This is a genomic window from Diaphorobacter nitroreducens (assembly GCF_002214645.1).
In the GTDB taxonomy this organism is placed as follows: domain Bacteria; phylum Pseudomonadota; class Gammaproteobacteria; order Burkholderiales; family Burkholderiaceae_C; genus Diaphorobacter; species Diaphorobacter nitroreducens.
The window spans coordinates 2,530,201-2,547,734 of the sequence record NZ_CP016278.1 but is presented as its reverse complement, the minus strand read 5'-3'; the positions used below and the strand labels follow the sequence as shown (position 1 = coordinate 2,547,734).

Genomic DNA, 17,534 nt, shown 5'->3' with positions numbered 1-17,534 from the left:
TCCTTGGTGAGTAGTTAGGCGTCGGGAAGTGCGACATAGCAAAGGCGGAAACCGACCTTCGCTCCTTCGTGTCGCATCGCCAAATGAGCCGGCTCGAGAGAGCCGAAGCCCCCAGAACCTGTTGCCAAAATGCCTCGACCAGCCTCAGCGAACGGCGCTGAGCCTTGTTGATATCCCAAGAGCCACTCACAGAAGCCAGCTACCGAGAGAAAGGGCAATCCCTCGCTGTTGTGGGTCCAGTGCAGGTTTGGACCAAACGAGAAGGTACCGTCTAGCCTATGGCAATCACTGGAGTTCTTTCCAAGTTCCCCATCACCTCCCACCACGGCCCAATCCAACTGCTCATAAACGGGGTCAATGGGCCGTTGACCTGCCTTGCAGGTAATGCTGCGAACAGGATCTACCCGACTGCGATCCACTGACGGTGCAGGAGCGATTTGAGCCCATTCTTCAGGCTCCAACAGCCTGACAGGGAGTTCGTGTCGCCTCTCAAAGTCGCGACAATACGCAACGGCGTCCAGCCACGTAACACTGACTGGAAGCCCCCCCGAGTCGCCGGAATTTACCGACATCAGGTCTCGCTCGATGTCCAATCTTCTCGCGTGCGCTTTCTCCAATCGGTTCCGTCCCCAATCCGTTTCTGCAAGGAACGATGCGTATTGATCGATCGTGATCAGTTCCGAAACCATCAATCGGTAGTCCCTCAGCCGATGTGAAACGAAACGATGGTTGGCCGGCCCTGCCTTCCTTTTGGGAGCCTTAAATCCTGGACGAGACAAGAACTCGCGCTCAATCAGCTTGTCATACCCAGGCCAGTTGGCAGCAGTTCCACCATCAGCGTAGTGGCGCTTTTCTGCATCGTGTTCAAGCTTTTCTTGCCAGTCGCCGCGCGTGAAGTAGCGCCGCGCTGCTATCTGGCTCATGTCCATGGCCGTGGGCACCTCGTGCTTCTCAAAGAAAGGGTAAAGAGGGTTTGAGGTCAGCTCAATATCTCGCTGATCTCGGACTACCCAATCGAAGGCTCCATTTGCCCCTTTAAGAAAAACCAAATTCTCGTTTCCTGGAACCGGTATCACATCTACCCAACCAGCTTCTGTCAGTTCGATCTCTTCGCGGAACAGCTCAAAAATCTTCAGCTGGAGATCGATGTCTTTTTCCGTTGTCTGATAGAGAGTGAACTCTGGCGGTGTTGCGGCTGGCATCACCAGGTTGTCTCCAAGCATGTTGTACATGCAGCCCACGTATTCACTGATCGCGTTGAGCATCAAGAACCGACCTGTCAGATCGATGAATTCGGGGTCATGCGATCCCCGTATGTTCACTGCTCGCGCCAAAGTATCGTCTGAGTATTCGCGACCAAATTCGTACCAATCTACAGCGTCAATCATTCGACGTCCTGCAATCTGGTGGATATCGAAACGGTCGTAGCCGATGGGTGCAAACAGATGAGACCCGGCGCCCGTGAAGATCTTCCGCGGCATAGGAAGGCCAGCATTGAAAATTCGGTCGGAGACCTGTCGCGCCTTCAGAGCACCAACCAAACGAGGTGGATGCGCCCACTTGACGAGATCGGTCGGGTCAACCATGCCGTGCTCTGAGAGCAGAGTCATGATCGTGGGGTGCACGTTTTCCCGCCAGTCGTCATAAGACTTGGCCCCTAGTGCACGGGCTAAGGAATGCTGCAGGTCCGTTGACTTGAGTGTTCGCTCTTCTGATTTCGGCATGCCGACTTTGCGCTTTTGCGTACGCAGCCGCGCTACCGCGGATTTAAGCTGGTCAGGATGCAGCCCCTCCAGCTTCAGAGACCAATAAGGCTTGGCGGTGGTGTGATCAATACCAGGCTTTTCAGCCAGCACGTAAACAGTGCGTTGCGAACTAAGCAGTTCTTCGGGGGACATATTTCTCTCCAATCAAGCCACGGCGGAGCCGCCGTGTTGCCTCAGGCCACAGGTGGTGGTTATCGGTGAAGATTTGGAGAGGGAGGACCAAGTAGGTCCTTTGAGCCGATCAACCGGGGAGGCAACTTCCCGGCCGTGGTTGCTCAGAACCACACGCAATGCGCGTTACGGAGATCATAGCGTCAAAACGAAGCTCTTGTAGCAAGTTCGTCTGAATTGCAGAAACCAGATGCTCTTAACCACAGAGCCCACGGCAAGGTCAACCACAAACTTCTGTCCGGTGATCTTCTGGAAAGATGCCAGCCAGTGAAAAAGGCGCCGAGCTGGGTACTCAAGATGTTTCATTCAAGTTACATTGGGACCTACCAAGGATCAGCTGGTTTGTTACTCACCACTTGGCAGAGCGCCTGCGTGGGAACTGCTGGAACCCAGGTATGAAAGCAAAGCGCCTTATTGGCATGGCTGTTGTCGCGGTCGTTTGCGTGACGGTCTACACCCAACTGACTGTGTTTGTGATCCCGCCGATTGGCGTGCTCGCAGACTGCAGGCGGCCCGAGATGTGAGCCGGAACATCGCAGGGTTCGAGCAATAGGGGGATGACGTATATGTCGGTTGGCTGCTTGTATCTGAGACGCTCGATGGCATCGTTTGCCTCGCGCTGCACAAAGCCTCGTTTGTCGACGCTTCTCTTGCTCAGAAGCAAGACAACTACATTGGCTTCACTGAATGCACGCTCAATTTCTGCCTCCCAGTTTTGGCCGGGAAGTAATTTTTTGACGTCCATCCAGGGCTCCGCTCCCTCTTGGGCGAGGAGCTCGTAATACTGCAGGGCGCGACCCCTATCTTCCTTCGCGTAGCTAACGAATACCTTCAAGGCCAAGAGATGCCTCCGAGAAGCCGGTAGGGGACTGTAGGTCTAACGTCGGAGTTGACCGGCACGCAGCGGCAAGGCGCCGTGAGACGTATGCTCCCGCGCACGGCTTGCGGCGCCTTGCCGGTGCGTGTCCGCGTCGAACCGGCATTAGTGAGAGAACTAAACCAACCACCGGGCAGGGGAATGCCAGTGAGAGAACATAACCACCGGAAGCCGTTGGTGCGATTGGGTTTCGTTGCCCTGACCGCGCTCGCGAACCGGGAATTCCGCGATTGGCGGGGCAATCTGGAGTTTCGGCCAAGAAGCTGGCGTCGGAGGCGGGTCGAATTCGGGATTCTTTGCCGGGTGGCGGCCGCGAAATCTCACATTTCCGCCTGGCGCTTTCTGCGAGGTTGGCTGGGCGCAACAACGGGGCGCTCCGGGTACCCCGCCGCCACACGCTCCCCTTAGTTCTCGAGCGCCAGCCTCGCGAGCTTCTCCAGCACGCTCATCTTCGAATTGTCGCCACCGACCAGGACTCCGTTGGTCATGGTGTGCAGGTACAGCTGCACCAGAGGCAGGTCCAAGAGGCCGGCCATCGTGAGCGCCCCACCGGCACCGTAGTGCATCACGTCTCGCATTCCGGAGAGCGCATCGCCCGAGCCGCTGACACCGCCCTCTGGGGGTACGAACACCCGCACGTACGTCCCGCAGTCCTGCACGGGCATGCGCAAGCCCACCCGCTCGCCGTGCTTTGCGTGCTCGGGTTTGAACATGGAGATGTAGTACGGGAGCAGGTTGAACTCGCGCCCCTTCGACAGAAATCGTGCCTTGCTTCCTTCCTCACGCCGCTCGGCGAGGTGGCCGTCCTGAGCGGCAATGGCGTGCTCGATGCCTTCGTAGGCGTCGTTCAGGATGATTTTGGGAACAAAGGCGCCAGCCCAGACGGTCAGGCGCTCCCTGGTGGCTTGGTCGACCACCCAGAACTGGCCGTCGCGGACGGCGTCCTTGCCTTGCTCCTGCAGGAAGTCGTACTCGAACACCAGATCCAGCACTGCGCCGCTGTTGCCCCAGGGCGTGCGGCGCACGCGAACAACTTCGATGGTGTCGCCGAGCACGCGCACGTCGACCGCGGCAATGGTTTGCTCAGGGTCCGCGCGGCCGGGGAGGCGCGTGCGACGGGTAGCCAGCAACGTGAGGCTCGCCGGCGTACCGGGCGGCATGGAAGGCACCATGACCGGCTTGCGACCGAGGAGCACTTCCTTCAGGGACAGCTCCACCAGGCAGCGCTTCAGGGCCTCCTGCAGCTGTCGGCCTTCTGCGTTGTCAGCCTTGCCCGGCCGAAGGGACGCCAGGTCCTTGGGACCGTAGTCAAGGCCTTGTGTCGCCACCACGAAGGTGTCACGGGCGAGCAGGTGCCGGTACTTGGCCTCCGTGTAGGGGTCAGCCTTGCCTTCGCCTTTCGCCAGCGCCGTATAGGCGGCTGACGTCTTCGCGGGCTGAAGCTCGGTGGACGGTGCCTTGGCCAACCGGACGCTCCCCAGGTCCTCGTCACCCTGGCCGTTCAGGAAGAGGTAGTTGACGTTGGGCAGGAGCTCGTCGGGAACCGCGGCGGCCACTTGCAGGTCAGGTGCAGGAAAGTGAGTCTTCTTGCCGCCGGCGATGTGGTAGCCCGGAAGGTACTCAGGGAAGCGCGCCAGCGGCGCCAGCGCGTCGGCGTCCAGCGCTTCAGCCGTGGCGTTCACCACGGTCAGAGGCTGCTGCAGGCTGGCCAGCGGCTCTAGCGGGATGTAGGCGTCATCCACGCAGTGCGTGGCGGCGAAGGTCTCGCGTGCGAACGGGACGCCAGCCTTGGTGAAGAGCCGGATGGCGAACTCGGTCAGAAGGTTCAGGTAGTAGAAGCGCGACCGGCGAATCTTGTCTGTGTCGAGGCTCAGCCCCTCCATCGGCGACTTGCGACCGTCCTGCTCGAAGAATTCGTCTGGAGCGATGCGGGTCACGCCAACGAGGAAGCCCTCGCCGGCGCTGGCCAGTCGGGTAGCTGCCGCCGTCTCGGCGGACGCGGTGGCTTTGCGTGAAAACCGCTTGGCGGTGACATCACAAAGCAGGAGTCCGTGCTTCGTGTTGACCGAGTACTCCGCCTCCGCCAGCTGCAGGTATTTTTTCGAAGCCTGGCTGGCGCTTCCCAAATACACGCCGGGTCCGAACCCGCCACCGACGAACGTGTCCTGCGCATCCAGGGCAGACGATTCAATCAGCTCTTTCAGCAGCATCAGCTCGATGAACTTGCCCGGGCTGCCTGCCACGGCGTCCAGCATCGTCTGAGCGTCGAGCCTCGGCCGCGGTCCCAGGTACCACGCGTCCTTGCTGGACATGGAGAAAGACAGCTTCAGGGCTGCGTCGCCGTCAAGACCCAGCTCCTTGGCAATCTGCACTCGCACGAGCTTCGCGCGGTGCCGGAAGAAGCTCACCCGCTTGGGCGAGTCCTCCGTCGCTCTTGGCAGCGGGATAGCAATCGGGACCAGCAGGCTGCCCTGGGTGGCCTGCCACCTCGCAAGTGCACGGGCGGCCTCGGCGACAGGCACGGTGAACCGCAGCGCGCTCAGGCGGGCGTGCGCAACCTCGTTGGGGTCAAGACGGCGAATCGGCATTACTTCCCCAGAACCGCTTCGCGGAGATTGGCGTTTGGCATCCACAGGTCGGTGCCGGTGTTCGGCACGTACAGGGACATGAACCGAATGGTTCCGGCCGGCGGCTTGGTCACCGCAAACTTGTGGGCGCCAAAGAGGTTCACGTACAGCGCATGTACTTTGTGGTCGGGAAGGAGATCGCGCAGGCGCTGGTGCTTCTTCTCGGCTTCTTCCTGGAGCTGCTGCTTCTTGAAGCTGTCGGTGCTGCGCGCCCAGTTCTTCAGGTCCACAGCCACCAGCACGCCGGGCTGCGGCACGAGGTAGTAGTCGAACAGCTGGTAGAGCTCCGCGTAAAGCGGGTGGTCCGCAAGGGGCAGGTACTCGACCGGGCCGCCACCCAGCTGCAGGCTCTTCGGCCACACATTGAACTGGGCTCCGATGTACTGCTCGAACTCCAGCTCCGCGACGTACCCCTTCATGATTTCAGTCACGAACCAGGGCTGCGGCAGCAGGCGCTTGGTCTTGTCCGCGAGCTTGAAGCCGCGCCACTCCTTCAGCAGGCCTTGCGTGCTGGACGACAGCTGGCTGATGAGCCCTTCCGGCGCCACCATGCCAATCCAGTTGTAGGCGTCAGCACCGTCCGCAGCGTCCGTGATGACCCGCTCCACCATGCCCGCGGCACCGAAGTCGACGGTGTACGCGTCTGCCATGGCTGGCACCTCGACGAAGCAGCCGTCCCGGTACTCTGCGGGCATTCCGGCAGCTGCGAGCTTCTCCAGGTACTTCAGCGGGTCGCTGAACATCAGCGAATCGAACATGCGCTCCCAGGTCGTGCGCGCTGCCGGGTCGGAACGGAAGCGCGCCGGCGTCTGGCTGGTGAACTTCCGGAATGCGACTGCCTTCTTGAGGCTGTCCCGGTGGTCGGCCTGCCGCTTGTCGTCAGAGGGGAAGATGCCGGTCTCGATGTTGTGCACGCGAATCTGCTCCAGCACCGCGCGCTGGGCGGGCGACGCCCGCTTTCGCAGCTCCGGCGCATGCCGCAGTCCCAGGTGCACCATGCGTGCCGCTTCTGAGCTCACGTACAGGTGCTGCGTCGGCATCTGCTCGTTGGAGCGCTCGCCGCGCCCCAGCGCCTGAAAGACGGTTCGCGTGATGTCGATGAAGTGCTCCTTGCGCAGCCGGCGCCACTTGTTGCGCGAGTACTCGAACAGCAGGTCGCCCTTCGACATGGACGCCCAGTTCTCGTTCTCGTCCCGAATCACCTGGGCGAAGCTCTGGAACATCTCCATCGAGAAGCCTGCGGACCCAGGGCGCGTGTGCCGGGTGTAGTATGGGTCGTTCAGCAAGCAGAACAGCTCAAAGTCCTGCTTCTTGCCGTGGTGGCGGGTCAGGAAGTTGATGCCGCGCGACGCTGACTTGTAGGCAGTCCACAGCAGCAGCTTCTTGTTGCTGATGTCCAGGGCCTTCTCGAGGTCCTCGCTGAATAGGCCCTTGTCATCCTCTTCCTCGAGCGCGCCCGTCTTCGTCTTGTCACGCTTGCGGAAGCGCGCGGCGGAGTACAGGACGACCGTGATGTCGTCGGTGGGCCCGAAATCACGGTAGCTGGGAAGCGCGCGCGGGTGGATGGTGAAGAGCTCACCCGTCGTGTCGTTCTGGGTCACCAGCCCGGTATGCTGGTTGGCCAAGCGCATCAGGCACTTGCGCACGTGCTGCGTGGTCTGGCACAGGACCAGGCCCGAGCGCATCGACGTGGACAGCATCTTGTCGAGGCTGGCCACCAGGCCGGTGAGTTCGTCGCGCTTGTAGCTGTTCATCTGCGCATAGCCGGGCTCATCCTTCTTCGGCCTTGCGTCTTCGAACACCTGCAGCAGGCCCTTGAAGCTGCGAGAAACGGCGAAAGTTCGTGCCGGGTCGCGGTCGTCCAAGATGACGACTTTCCGCTCACGCCGTTTGAGCTGCTTCTCGGCATGAGCGGACACCACCTCCAGCTCGTCCTCTCCCATTTCGGCGAACAGGCCGCCGCGGGATTCCAGGCACCGCTTCAGGTGCTGCGTGTTGAAGGCGCCAGACGACGCGGACTGAAGGCCGCCGGTGGCGCTCATCAAGTACACGCCGTTCGTGCGGCCGAGTGCGTGAACGATGTCTTCTTCGGGGGTAGCACGCAGCGACGTGATGGTCAGCGTCAAGCTGACGTCCGCCGTCATGTTGTATTCCTCGTGCTGGTTCCGGCTCTCCTCGAGCGTGACCACGCTCTTGGTGTCCTTGAACAGGAACGTGTCCGTCAGCAGCTCCTTGTCGCTGGTCTCAGCCGCGAGGCCTTCCTCCGTCGCGCGACCATCGAACAGACGACGAACGTCGGAGCGGAAGCGGTCCAGGCTCGGGTAGCGCTCCTGGTCGGTCTTGGACATCTCGATGGCGTTCTCGCCGCTGGTGGCGGCCAGCACCGACGCCATGAAGACCACCAGGTTCAAGTAGTCGAGCAGCGTGAACGCGTCCGCAGGCACGTCGCCGTCGTGGTAGTCCAGCCGAATGGTCTGGTGGGCGGTGTCACGGGTCAGCTGCACTTGGCGCAGGAACTCCGTGTCCATGACGCTGGCGGATTCTGTGAAGAACGTCTGCCCGGGCTGGTCCAGGACCTCGCCGTAGGTCGACCGGCTCATGGTAAAGAACTTCTTATTGGCGACCAGCTCGTGCAGGTCCCGGAAGGTCTCGTAGGCGGTGCTGCCCTGGCGCGTGATGGTGAGGACGTAGTCTCGGATGCGCTTGAGGACCCGGGCCTTCTGCCGGAACCGCTTGAAGTCGGCGTGGGCGTCGTTGCGGTCATGGAGCTGCGCAAGGACCAGCAGCAGCTCGTTGTCATCGAACCGAGTGGCCGTTGCCGGTGCCTGGGCGGTCAGGTGCTTGCGCAGGATTTCCACCCGGCGCGCGTCGTTGATGTACTTCGCGCTGGTGCGGGACACCTCCATCGCGAATTCATCCTCGACGGCCTTGCTGACTAGTGCGAAGTGCTCAAGGTGGTCGTACACCTTCGTGGCCAGGGCGAGGTCCGTCGGGCCGTCGCGCCGCAGCTTTTCGAAGGCCATGGGCCAGCGCAGGTCGAAGTACTGGAAGAACTCGGAGATGACCAGGTTCAGGTCGTTGCGCCCGCCGGAGTTCACCACGGACTTGCGCTGGTCGAAGAGGTACCAGTAGGAGTCTTCTTCCTCGTCGACGAAGGTGACGACGCGGGCGGAGTCCGGCCGGCCAGAGACCAGCCGGCCGAAGTAGCTGCCGTCCCGGTTCAGTTCTTCCAGGAAGAGCGGCAGGTTGTCGTACTTGTGCGCCTTGAAGCCGCCCTTGCCGTCAGGACCGTAGACCTGGTGGCCGACCTGCGCCTTGGAGGCGGTGCTAACGATGACGCCCGGGTTGTCGAGGAAGGCCTGCAGGGGGTGCAGCCGGCGAACCAGTTCAGCGACTTCCTTCGCCCGCATGAACCGGTCGGCGTCCTGCTTCAAGTGGCGCGTCTCGACGTCCAACTTGATGAGACGCCAGACCAGGCCGTCCGCCAACGTGCGGGCCCGCTGTGCGGCCTTGATGTAGGCCGTTCGGGTGTCCTCGTACGTGTCGTCCGAGGTGGCCATGGTCAGGAAGTTTGACTTCTCGCAGTAGAGCGCCTTCTGCCGGAGCTCGTTGACCCGCGCGCGAACGCTCTTGTCCGTGTCGGCGTGCTTGACAGATGTCTCCAGCCGCGGGAACAGGTTCTGGTGCCGCTCGAGCCAGCCGACGAGCGCCAGGCAGGCTTGGAAGAAGCTGCGGTCGTTCAGGTGGTACTCGATTGAGTACAGGCGGTGCATGGGAATGGCGAAGCCCCGCTCCTTGATGGCGGCTTCGATTTCGTCGGCGTACTCGCCCACCTTCTGGTGCTTGGCCAGTTCGTCGCTGAAGCCGGCAACGAGCGACTGCAGCGGGGCGATGAACACCGGGATGACATCACACTTGGTGAACAGCTCGATGCTGAACGCCGCGGCGGTGTAGGTCTTGCCGAACCCGGTGTACCAGTTCAGCAGTTTGACGAAGGGACGCTCAGAGGCCTTGAGATACGGCTCCTTGAAGCCTCTCTGGAAAATAGCGCTGGCGGTCCTGGGGGTCTTGAAGCTCATTTGGCTTCCTCCTCGTCCCCGTTTAGCGAACCAGAGAACGCATTTTTCGTCCCCCGGGGCACTGACTCCGCATAGTCGATGTCCAGGAGCAGCGCCCGGCAGGCCCGGATGTAGCGCTCCTTGCCGTCCTTCCCGTTCCGGGTGACCCAGCGGGCAAGCGTGGTGAGCCCGCCGTACGCGACTAGACCGAGCTTCGCCAGACCATCAAGGAGGTCCTTCCCGGCCCCGGCGCTAATCAGGTAAGGGCTGTGCCGCGGCATGACGAAGTTGATGGGCGCGTCGTCGTCCCGAGCGTCCATCCGCAGGGAGACGCAGAAGCTGTTCACGAGCTCCTGCGCCTTCTCTGCGCGCTCATCGTCCAGGCCTCTCGGCATGATGGGCTCGACGTCTTCGATGCGCGATACCAGCGCTCGCAGCAAGCCATCGTCCTGGAGCAAGGCGAGTTGCTTGCGCGCCGGCAGCAGGATGAACGACTGCGGGTCGTCGGCGTTCAACTCTGTCGACAGGTTCTCGAACGCGCGCAGGCTGAGCTTCTCGCCGGTCTTTCGCATACCGAGCGCCTGGTCGACGACCTCCCGCGGAACGCGGTCAGCCAGGACATGCGCGGACACCGCGCCCCAATGCACCATGACATCAGGCCGTTCTGAGTCGAACACCTGCATCCGACGGACGGTGTCCTCCGGAACCATGTAGTTCCGGTTCCGGACGATGCGGTTGCGACGGCGCAGCAGCTTCGCGGTTTCGTCGCGGGTCAGCTCTCGCGTGGCAATCTGAGGAACTGCTCCACCCGTCGACCGCAACGTCTGCAACTGCCACCGGTACCGCTTTGTGGGCGAGCACACCCAGTCCAGGCCGTCCAGCTCAATCGGCGATGCGGGCTCCAGGTGGCTGTCCTCCATCAGGTTCACGAGCTCGCGCCAGCACTGAAGCTCGTTGCCCCGTGCCACTTCGGCCGCCGAGTACGGTCCCGGGTCGCAGTCCAAGACGACAAGCTCGCTGTTGAGCGGGTCGTCTGGGTGTCCCTCCGGATGGGGGTTCTGAAGGCAGTACTGAATGGCGGCCACGCCGTCGACGATTGCCTGGTGCTCGGATTCCTCGAACCGCCGGCGCACGCGTTCGGCAGCGGTCACCGCGGCGCGCAGCTGGCTGGAATCATCCATGTCCCACACAATTTCCAGCAGCGGCACGCGTCGGCCAACTGCGTTGTGGGCCTCGAGGAGGGGCTGTTGGATGCCCAAGGCGCCCGGCATGAACACGAACCGGTAACTCCGGAGCCCCTTCGCCTTGATGTCGCCAAGGAAGTAGTCGGAGATGACGTCTACCGCGTCGTCCCAGTCCTCGAGCTCGCGATTCAGCCACGTGGCGGCATGGAAGCGAAGGGAGAGGGGCTTCTTCGTGGAAACTGACCCGCCCTCATGCCAGCTCTTGAAGCCGGCGAGTTGCGCGGCGAGTTGGAGGGCGTTGGTGTGCTTAAGTGCGATGCCCCGGGCCTGCAGGGCCGCTCGCAGCTGCTTTGCGAGCGCCTTGACCTCAGACCCGGGCTGCAGCCCGAGGTCGCGAACGATTGCCAGTGCGTCAGCGCTGGAGAACCGAGGGGTTTTGAGTTGGACGAAGGTCCACAGCGCCATGGCGCGGGACTCGTCATCGAGAGGATGGGCGGCGTAGGCCGCGGAGGCAATGGCTGTCACTGATGAGCTCCATACGGAAAGCCACTCGGGACGGCACGCGTTGTCCGGCTTTCCTGAAACTCACCAAGCCGGGATTCGATTCGGTACTACCAACTGGCTTTGCCGGTTGCTCAGGGCCGCACCACCGAGCTAGCGTGCACTGACAGGCGCCAACTTGCCTACGATTCGGCTACGAACCGCGCTTTGATATTACTGAAATTGCTGAGGCGAAGCAAGCCTGCCCCGCTTTCAGGTCACTCAGGCTGAATGTGCAGGTACAGGGCGTGCCCGAACGCGAACGGCGCGACGTTCGTGCCCTTGAACTTGTCACCCAGGTCGTCGAGCGGAAAGAAGTTCGGGAGTACGCCGGCGTAGACCACCAAACCGTGCTCCTTCAGCGTCAGGCGCAGCTCCTCGCCGTCGTGGGCGTGAACAAGCAGCGGCAGGTCGTGTTCATTCGCAAACATGCCGACTTGGCGCATCTTGCGGATCCGTAGGTTGTCAATGAGCTCCTCCACGGCCTCCCGCACCACGGGCTTCTTTTCTTCAGACACGTCGTGGGTCCGGTAGCGGACTGTGTCGACACGCGGCAGCAGCGTGCGAAGTACGAGGTCGTCATCGGCGCGTGCCATCTCGGAGATGTTCGGTAGGGCGAAGAACACATTTGGCTTCTTGGGGGACAGCAACTCCGCGGCGCTCATGATGAAGCCGACCGGCAGCTCGGCCTGCATCGTCTCCTTGACTCCCATCGCTTCGAAGAGGCTTTCCCACGTATGCCCGGCGGCCTTTGCGGCCAGCAGAAGTCGGTGCAGGTCCACGCGGTACTTTTCGCGGGGACCGCCCAGGTACTCGATCCGCTTCAGCACCTCGTGGTGCCGCACGCGACCAGAAAAGATGTTTTTGACCAGCCGAAAACGGCGAAGCAGGCGCTCCGTGTCCTCTTCGTTCAATTGGCGCATCTCGAGGCCGGGGACGTACTCCTTCGGCCGGATGATGTGCAGCTCCCACGTGTATCGGGCGTCTCCAATGACCCAGCTGCGGCCGTCCACCTTCGCAGAATCGGTGCCGCCACGGTCGCTCGAAGCCAGCTCGAGCTGAGCCCAGCACGTCATTTCGTCTCCACGCGCCATCTCGAACGCGTTGTGCGGGTTCAGTTCGTCGTCGTCGCGCAGCAGGACCAGTTCTGCGTTCGGGGCGTCCCCGGTGACGCTTGCGCGGCCGAGGCCGAAGGCGTATTTCGGGTCAGAGTACCGCTGCAGCAGCTGCATGACGGCGATGCCTTCCAAGGCGGCCACGCCACGTTCTTCCAAGTGCCGACGCAGTGCTTCAAACGCACTCGGCGCGGCCTCAAGCCACTCGCTGCGGTCGTCGCGGGGTCGAAGGGTGAAGATGGGGATGTTGGTGAAGTCGCCCGGCCTATCCGGTCCGCGCGGCTCCGGCGTGCCGACCATCACGTAGTCCTCGCCGACGTGCACCTTGAAGGTCTTCACGGGCGACTGCGCGTAGCGGAGGTCGCACCAGTGCGCCATGCGCGGCACGGCTTCGCGCCAGGTGGCAAAGGTCTCGACCTTGCCCAAGTATTGGTCCACTCCGTTCCCAGAGCCTGCAAGTACCGTCAGTTCCAGCGTCGGCTCCGGGCCGTTGTACTCGGACTCGTGCCAGTTCGCCGCACCGAGCATCCGGGCAGCCGCCTCTAGGCAAGCCGTGTGCTTGATTCGGATGCCTTGGCGCTCCAGCAGCGGCTTCAGCCGCTTGGCCAGGTGCTTCAGGTCTTCCCCGGGGAGCGGCTCAAGGTTGTTGACGACCGCGAGAGCGGTCTGCGATGAGAAGCGTGGCAGCTTCGCCTGGACGTAGGTCCAGAGAGCGGCAGCTTGCAGTTCGGGGGACAGCGGCGCGCGCGGCGCCTTCACTTTGGCCACAGTTGAGCTCCTTCGGGGAAGACACGTAGGGACGGCACGCGTTGTCTGGCCTTCCGGGAGTTCAAAGAGCCGGGGTCGGGGTACTGCGTCTCAACTGGGCTTCACCGTGCCAGGAGAACCTGGTGCGTGCACTGATGGGCGCCAACTTGCCCGCGGTTCGGCTTGAACCGCAGGCAGATGGTATTCAACGACCGCTCTCGCTGTCAACGAAGCCTTGGTGAACTACTTGTGCGCCTTCGCGGCCGCAAGCATGCCGACCAACGAATGCCTTGCGAGCTGATTTCGTTCAGCCTTAGCGCCAGCGAGCTCTTTCACGACGCCCAGGGCTCCGCCTCCCAGCGCCCCGATGGCCGCGCCAACTGGCGTTGCCACGGCGGAGACGGCGGCGAGCGCGGGCAAGAAAGACATGGCGCCTCCGGCCAAGCCGCCCATCGCAGTGGCGGCGGCCACGCCGGCGACTTTCGGCCAGTACTTCGCTTTGACTTCCTCCATTGCCTTGGCATGTCGCTGCACGAGGGATGCAAGTCCGTGGTTCACTTCCTTCACGACATCGTCCAATTCGAGTGGCCTGGCTGATGCGAGTTGGGCCGTGTACTTCTTCAGCTCATCTCGAAAATTGACCACCTCCAGGTTCCTACGCATCTCCACAAGGCCAACTTCCGGTTTGAAGTGCACAGCGGACGTTTAGTCAGATAACAGGCCAACGTCTGGTATCGGCGGCAGCGGTCACAGGCTTGCCAAATCTCAGCGGCTGCAACCAGCCTAAAGCCGAAACCTGACAGGAGTGCCATGCTCCGCACATTGCCCCCAACAGTGTTGCACGTGGGGCGCTTTCCCCCTGTTTCTATATCTCTTGCCCAAATACTAAATCTGCCTAAAGTTATGGCTCGGGAGGAGAGACATGCAAGGCACAGAGCACACCAAAATTCGCCATCGCCAGTCTTCACTGCAACAGGCATTCAATGGCGTTCGCGCACTGGCTGTGGGCGCAGGTATTTTGACCCTCTGCAGTGCAGCCGCCGCTTTTCAAATCGCCCCCATGGGCTCAGCATTTGAATCCAAACTTACCAACGAGACTGAAGACTCGCTAGCTACGGTCGCAGGTCGTTTGGGCGTTCTGATCAAAGGGCGGGTGCATGAGGAGATCACCCAGATTGCCATGGGTTGCCCGGTGGAGCCGGCTGGCCTTGCTCAAGACCCTGTCTGTAGCGCTCGCGATCTTCCATTCGCGACGCCCTATGTCATCTACGGGGTCCGATGGAACGACTTGCCACCCTTCAAACTGTCCACTGAGGAAGGCAATTGCACCTACCTGGGCAAGTCCTGCAAAGTGTCAGAAACCATTCGCTTCTCGACACAACCGCTGTGCTGGTACTGCCTATTCAAGGATGCAGAAAAGAAAGCCCAGATCAAGCCCATCGTGGGCTGCAGCAAAGCTGCTGGCATCCAGCGCGGTAACTTGATGACCCGCTCCCATTTTGGTGATCTGCAGTTCTTGCATGCCATGGCCAGCGAGGAGGGCGTACATCCAGGTGCCACCCGTGCCAAGGTTTTGGATTGGTTGGAGTTCGCATGGAAGGTTGCATCGAGAGAAATCAAACCCGACGCCTTCCTGCGCGATCTGGACAATCCAACGCTCCAGGAGCACTTTGGCTGCACACAGTGGCGTGTCTCAGATCTCTACGTCCTTGGACGACAGGACAAGCTGCTGCCTTACCTGCACCACGTTGCATTTGGCTCGGTCCTGCATACCGTCCAAGACTCCTTTGCGGCAGCCCATGCTACCCGCGAGGCCTCGCCACCCGGCGGTACTTGCCAAGACGCCGCGTGGCCTCAGCCCCGACGCATCGTGGAATTTCACACCTACGGAGCTCAGGACGGCCACCTGCATGACGAGCAAGATAGCCGCGAAGCGATGACCCGCGTGAGCATTGCTGAGAAATGGCCTGATGCTGTAGAGGCCACGCGGACGCTGGCCCGGTTCTACGATGAGAGAGCGCGCTGGACGGAAGTGCAGCCTTATTTGCAGTGCTTGTTTGAGATCGCCGACGAGCGCCACAACTCATCGCCAGGAGAGCCGTTCCGTCGCCGCTAGTGCAAGTGAGGCTAGGCATCGACCCGCCGATGTCCATGGACACCATAGTCGTAGCTGAGCAATGTCATGACTATGCGCTTACCCAGTTTACATAACTTGGAAATAAGCATCAGCGGTGCTAAGCGCGTGTAACCTGAGTGGACTTCCACTGGTAGACAAGCGGTGGAAAGGTGTCCGCAAGCTACGCCATGTGCTTTTGAGTGGGGCCGAGTTCTGCTCGCTCAGCTTGACGGTGAGGTGTTCCCTAAGGTCTGCAAGCCAAAACTGATGTTGTATGCATTCCGCACGAGAGCGCTGTGTGCGGTGCTGTCGATATTAGGCTGTGGAATGCGTCGTCGATGAGTTTACGACTTTAGCGTGCGCGCTCCACGGAAGAGCAAGGCGCAAGTGCGCGTGGATGCTAGTTCGCTGTTTACGACTTTATTTGGCGCGAATAGCGACGGTTGCCGCCGCCCGGTTGTGGTATTCCAACGATGCCTATCGCCGGCATCGGTGTTTCATTGGTGCAGCGAAAGCCGGGGCAGAGGATCGGCCCGGGTCGGGCGCGAACCGGCACGGGGCTTTCGGTTCGTTTTCAGTTCGCTCTCAGTTCGCTCTCAGTTCGCCACGGTGAAGCGCCGGCCGAGGTGTTTCGCGGACTCTGCTTCATCCACCATGGCGACCGCGTAGTCCTCCAGCGAGATGTCGCTGGGCCCGCTATCGCCCATGATCACGGCATCGTTCGCGGTCCGGTACTGTCCGGTGCGGGTTCCCGGGTGGATCATGGGCGGGGGGCTCAGTACCGTCCAATCCACATCGGGTGTTTCGCGCAGCAGTTTCAGGGCTGCTCGGGCACCCTCGGCCGTCGCTTTCCATTGTTCAGGGAACGACGGTGTGTCGAGCAATTGCACGCCGGGCTCGACCTCCAGACTGCCCGCCCCGCCGACGACCAGCAGGCGGACGCCCGTGGCACGCGCTGCATCGATGATGGAGTGCATTCCTTTGAGGTAATAGCCATATACGTCGGAGTTGGCATGGCCACTGAATGCGCTGATCACGACGTCGTGCCCACGGAGAACCGCTCGCAATTGCTGAGAATCCAGGGCATCTGCGCCCTGAACCTCAAGGCCCTGCTCGGCGGGGAGTCTTGCGGGGTTGGACACGATGGCGGTCACGTGATGACCGCGCGAGAGCGCCTCTTGGCGGATGGCGGAGCCGATAAAGCCAGTGGCGCCGATCAGTGCGATACGCATGGAATGTTCCTTTCTTTGACCCGCGGATTCGGGGTGCGGGGTCAATGATCCTCTTGCCGCATCGTCAGAAAAAGAGGACAAAAAGAACAATACTGGTATCTAATTCGAACCAATCATGCCATCCCCCGTGGGCGATCTCAACCTGTTGCGCGCTTTCCTGGCCGTCGCCGATGCGCGCAGCTTCACGGCTGCCGCCGAACGTCTGCACATTGCGCGTCCGCAGGTGAGTCTTCAGATTCGTCGTCTGGAAAACGTGCTGGGCTCGGCCCTGTTCCACCGTACGACGCGCACGGTTACGCTCACCGATGCGGGGCAACGGTTGTTCGAAGAAAGCGCGCCTCTCATGCAGGGGCTTGAGCAGGTGCTGCAACACGCCGGATCGCGTGGATCGGGTCTGCGTGGCCGCTTGCGTGTCAGTGCGCCTGTTGAATATGCCGTTCAGGTCATGTCGCCGGTGGTGGCGGAGTTCGCTGTCCGCCATCCCGAGGTCAGTTTGGAACTTGTGGTCAGTGACAAGGTGCAAGACCTCGTTGGCGAGGGCATCGACGTGAGCATCCGTGTGGGGTGGTTACGCAATTCAAGCGCGCGGGTTGCGAAACTGGGGGAATTTGGGCAGGCGGTCCTGGCGTCACCCGAGTATCTGGCCCGCTGTCCGCGTCCGGAGGCTCCCGAGGACCTGGCGCATCACCGGTGGATCGCGCTGACCTTGCTGCCGGCGCCCCTCACATGGCCATTCACCAACGGGACAAAGGACATCACGGTGCGCATGGCGCCCAAGCTGCGCACCGATTCCGCTGTTGCCTTGCGCGCCTTGCTGCTCAATGGCGCAGGCGTTTCGGTTGGCAGTTTGCTTCACTTGGAGAGTGACATCCGCAGTGGAGCGCTGGTTCGGCTGCTCCCGGAATGGACATTGCCCAAAGGAGGCGTCTATGCCGTGTACCCGCCCGGCACAGCCATTGCACCTGCGGCGCGCGCCTTCGTCGAGCTTCTGAAGGGCGAAATGCTCCGGAGGGCTTGATGCAGGCGGCAGGCAAGAAGTGGGGGCACTGCGGCAACGCCCGGCAGCGTGGTCTCGGCCACCGGCGAGGAAGCACGGCGGGT

General features: G+C 61.7%; 10 protein-coding genes. 2 read left to right on the top strand and 8 right to left on the bottom strand.

Features of this window, described 5'->3' with window-relative positions; all coding sequences use genetic code 11:
• Nucleotides 1-14: 14 nt before the first annotated feature.
• The 7 genes from BA022_RS19175 to BA022_RS11895 all read right to left on the bottom strand — a co-directional run bounded on the left by BA022_RS19175 (nt 15) and on the right by BA022_RS11895 (nt 13,781).
• Complete coding sequence (locus BA022_RS19175; protein WP_148665172.1) at nt 15-1,898, bottom strand: formylglycine-generating enzyme family protein; 1,884 nt, start codon at nt 1,896-1,898, stop codon at nt 15-17.
• A 490-nt stretch (nt 1,899-2,388) separates the two neighbouring features.
• Complete coding sequence (locus BA022_RS11920) at nt 2,389-2,778, bottom strand: toll/interleukin-1 receptor domain-containing protein (RefSeq protein WP_228403581.1); 390 nt, start codon at nt 2,776-2,778, stop codon at nt 2,389-2,391.
• A gap of 440 nt (nt 2,779-3,218) precedes the next feature.
• Nucleotides 3,219-5,402, bottom strand: coding sequence for a hypothetical protein (locus BA022_RS11915; RefSeq protein WP_088887614.1), 2,184 nt, complete (start codon nt 5,400-5,402; stop codon nt 3,219-3,221).
• Nucleotides 5,402-9,520, bottom strand: coding sequence for a hypothetical protein (locus tag BA022_RS19490; RefSeq protein ID WP_228403579.1), 4,119 nt, complete (start codon nt 9,518-9,520; stop codon nt 5,402-5,404). Before BA022_RS19490 ends, BA022_RS11915 begins: the two co-directional genes overlap by 1 nt.
• Nucleotides 9,517-11,208, bottom strand: a complete 1,692-nt coding sequence (locus BA022_RS11905; RefSeq protein ID WP_088887613.1) for a glyoxalase superfamily protein — start codon at nt 11,206-11,208, stop codon at nt 9,517-9,519. Before BA022_RS11905 ends, BA022_RS19490 begins: the two co-directional genes overlap by 4 nt.
• Nucleotides 11,209-11,441: 233 nt before the next feature.
• Nucleotides 11,442-13,106: a hypothetical protein gene (locus tag BA022_RS11900; protein ID WP_088887612.1), complete on the bottom strand. Its 1,665-nt coding sequence runs from the start codon at nt 13,104-13,106 to the stop codon at nt 11,442-11,444.
• Nucleotides 13,107-13,328: 222 nt separating this feature from the next.
• Nucleotides 13,329-13,781 carry a hypothetical protein gene (locus BA022_RS11895; protein ID WP_148665171.1) on the bottom strand — a complete coding sequence of 151 codons (453 nt, stop codon included), beginning with the start codon at nt 13,779-13,781 and terminating at the stop codon, nt 13,329-13,331.
• A gap of 226 nt (nt 13,782-14,007) precedes the next feature.
• On the opposite strand from BA022_RS11895, the gene BA022_RS11890 reads away from it, so the two are divergent.
• Entirely contained in the window at nt 14,008-15,201 is a 1,194-nt protein-coding gene (locus tag BA022_RS11890) for a hypothetical protein (RefSeq protein WP_228403577.1), read from the top strand.
• Nucleotides 15,202-15,797: 596 nt separating this feature from the next.
• Here BA022_RS11890 and BA022_RS11885 read toward each other — a convergent pair.
• On the bottom strand, nt 15,798-16,433 hold the full coding sequence (locus BA022_RS11885) for an NAD(P)-dependent oxidoreductase (protein WP_088887610.1): 636 nt from the start codon (nt 16,431-16,433) through the stop codon (nt 15,798-15,800).
• A 115-nt stretch (nt 16,434-16,548) separates the two neighbouring features.
• On the opposite strand from BA022_RS11885, the gene BA022_RS11880 reads away from it, so the two are divergent.
• A complete protein-coding gene (locus tag BA022_RS11880; protein ID WP_088887609.1) occupies nt 16,549-17,451 on the top strand; it encodes a LysR family transcriptional regulator in 903 nt (300 codons plus the stop codon).
• The last annotated feature ends 83 nt before the right edge of the window (nt 17,452-17,534 follow it).

Coding starts and splice junctions, on each gene's coding strand:
- BA022_RS11915 (WP_088887614.1), bottom strand. CDS start 5,402: ATGCCGATTCGCCGTCTTGACCCCAACGAGGTTGCGCACGCCCGCCTG.
- BA022_RS11890 (WP_228403577.1), top strand. CDS start 14,008: ATGCAAGGCACAGAGCACACCAAAATTCGCCATCGCCAGTCTTCACTG.
- BA022_RS11885 (WP_088887610.1), bottom strand. CDS start 16,433: ATGCGTATCGCACTGATCGGCGCCACTGGCTTTATCGGCTCCGCCATC.
- BA022_RS19490 (WP_228403579.1), bottom strand. CDS start 9,520: ATGAGCTTCAAGACCCCCAGGACCGCCAGCGCTATTTTCCAGAGAGGC.
- BA022_RS19175 (WP_148665172.1), bottom strand. CDS start 1,898: ATGTCCCCCGAAGAACTGCTTAGTTCGCAACGCACTGTTTACGTGCTG.
- BA022_RS11880 (WP_088887609.1), top strand. CDS start 16,549: ATGCCATCCCCCGTGGGCGATCTCAACCTGTTGCGCGCTTTCCTGGCC.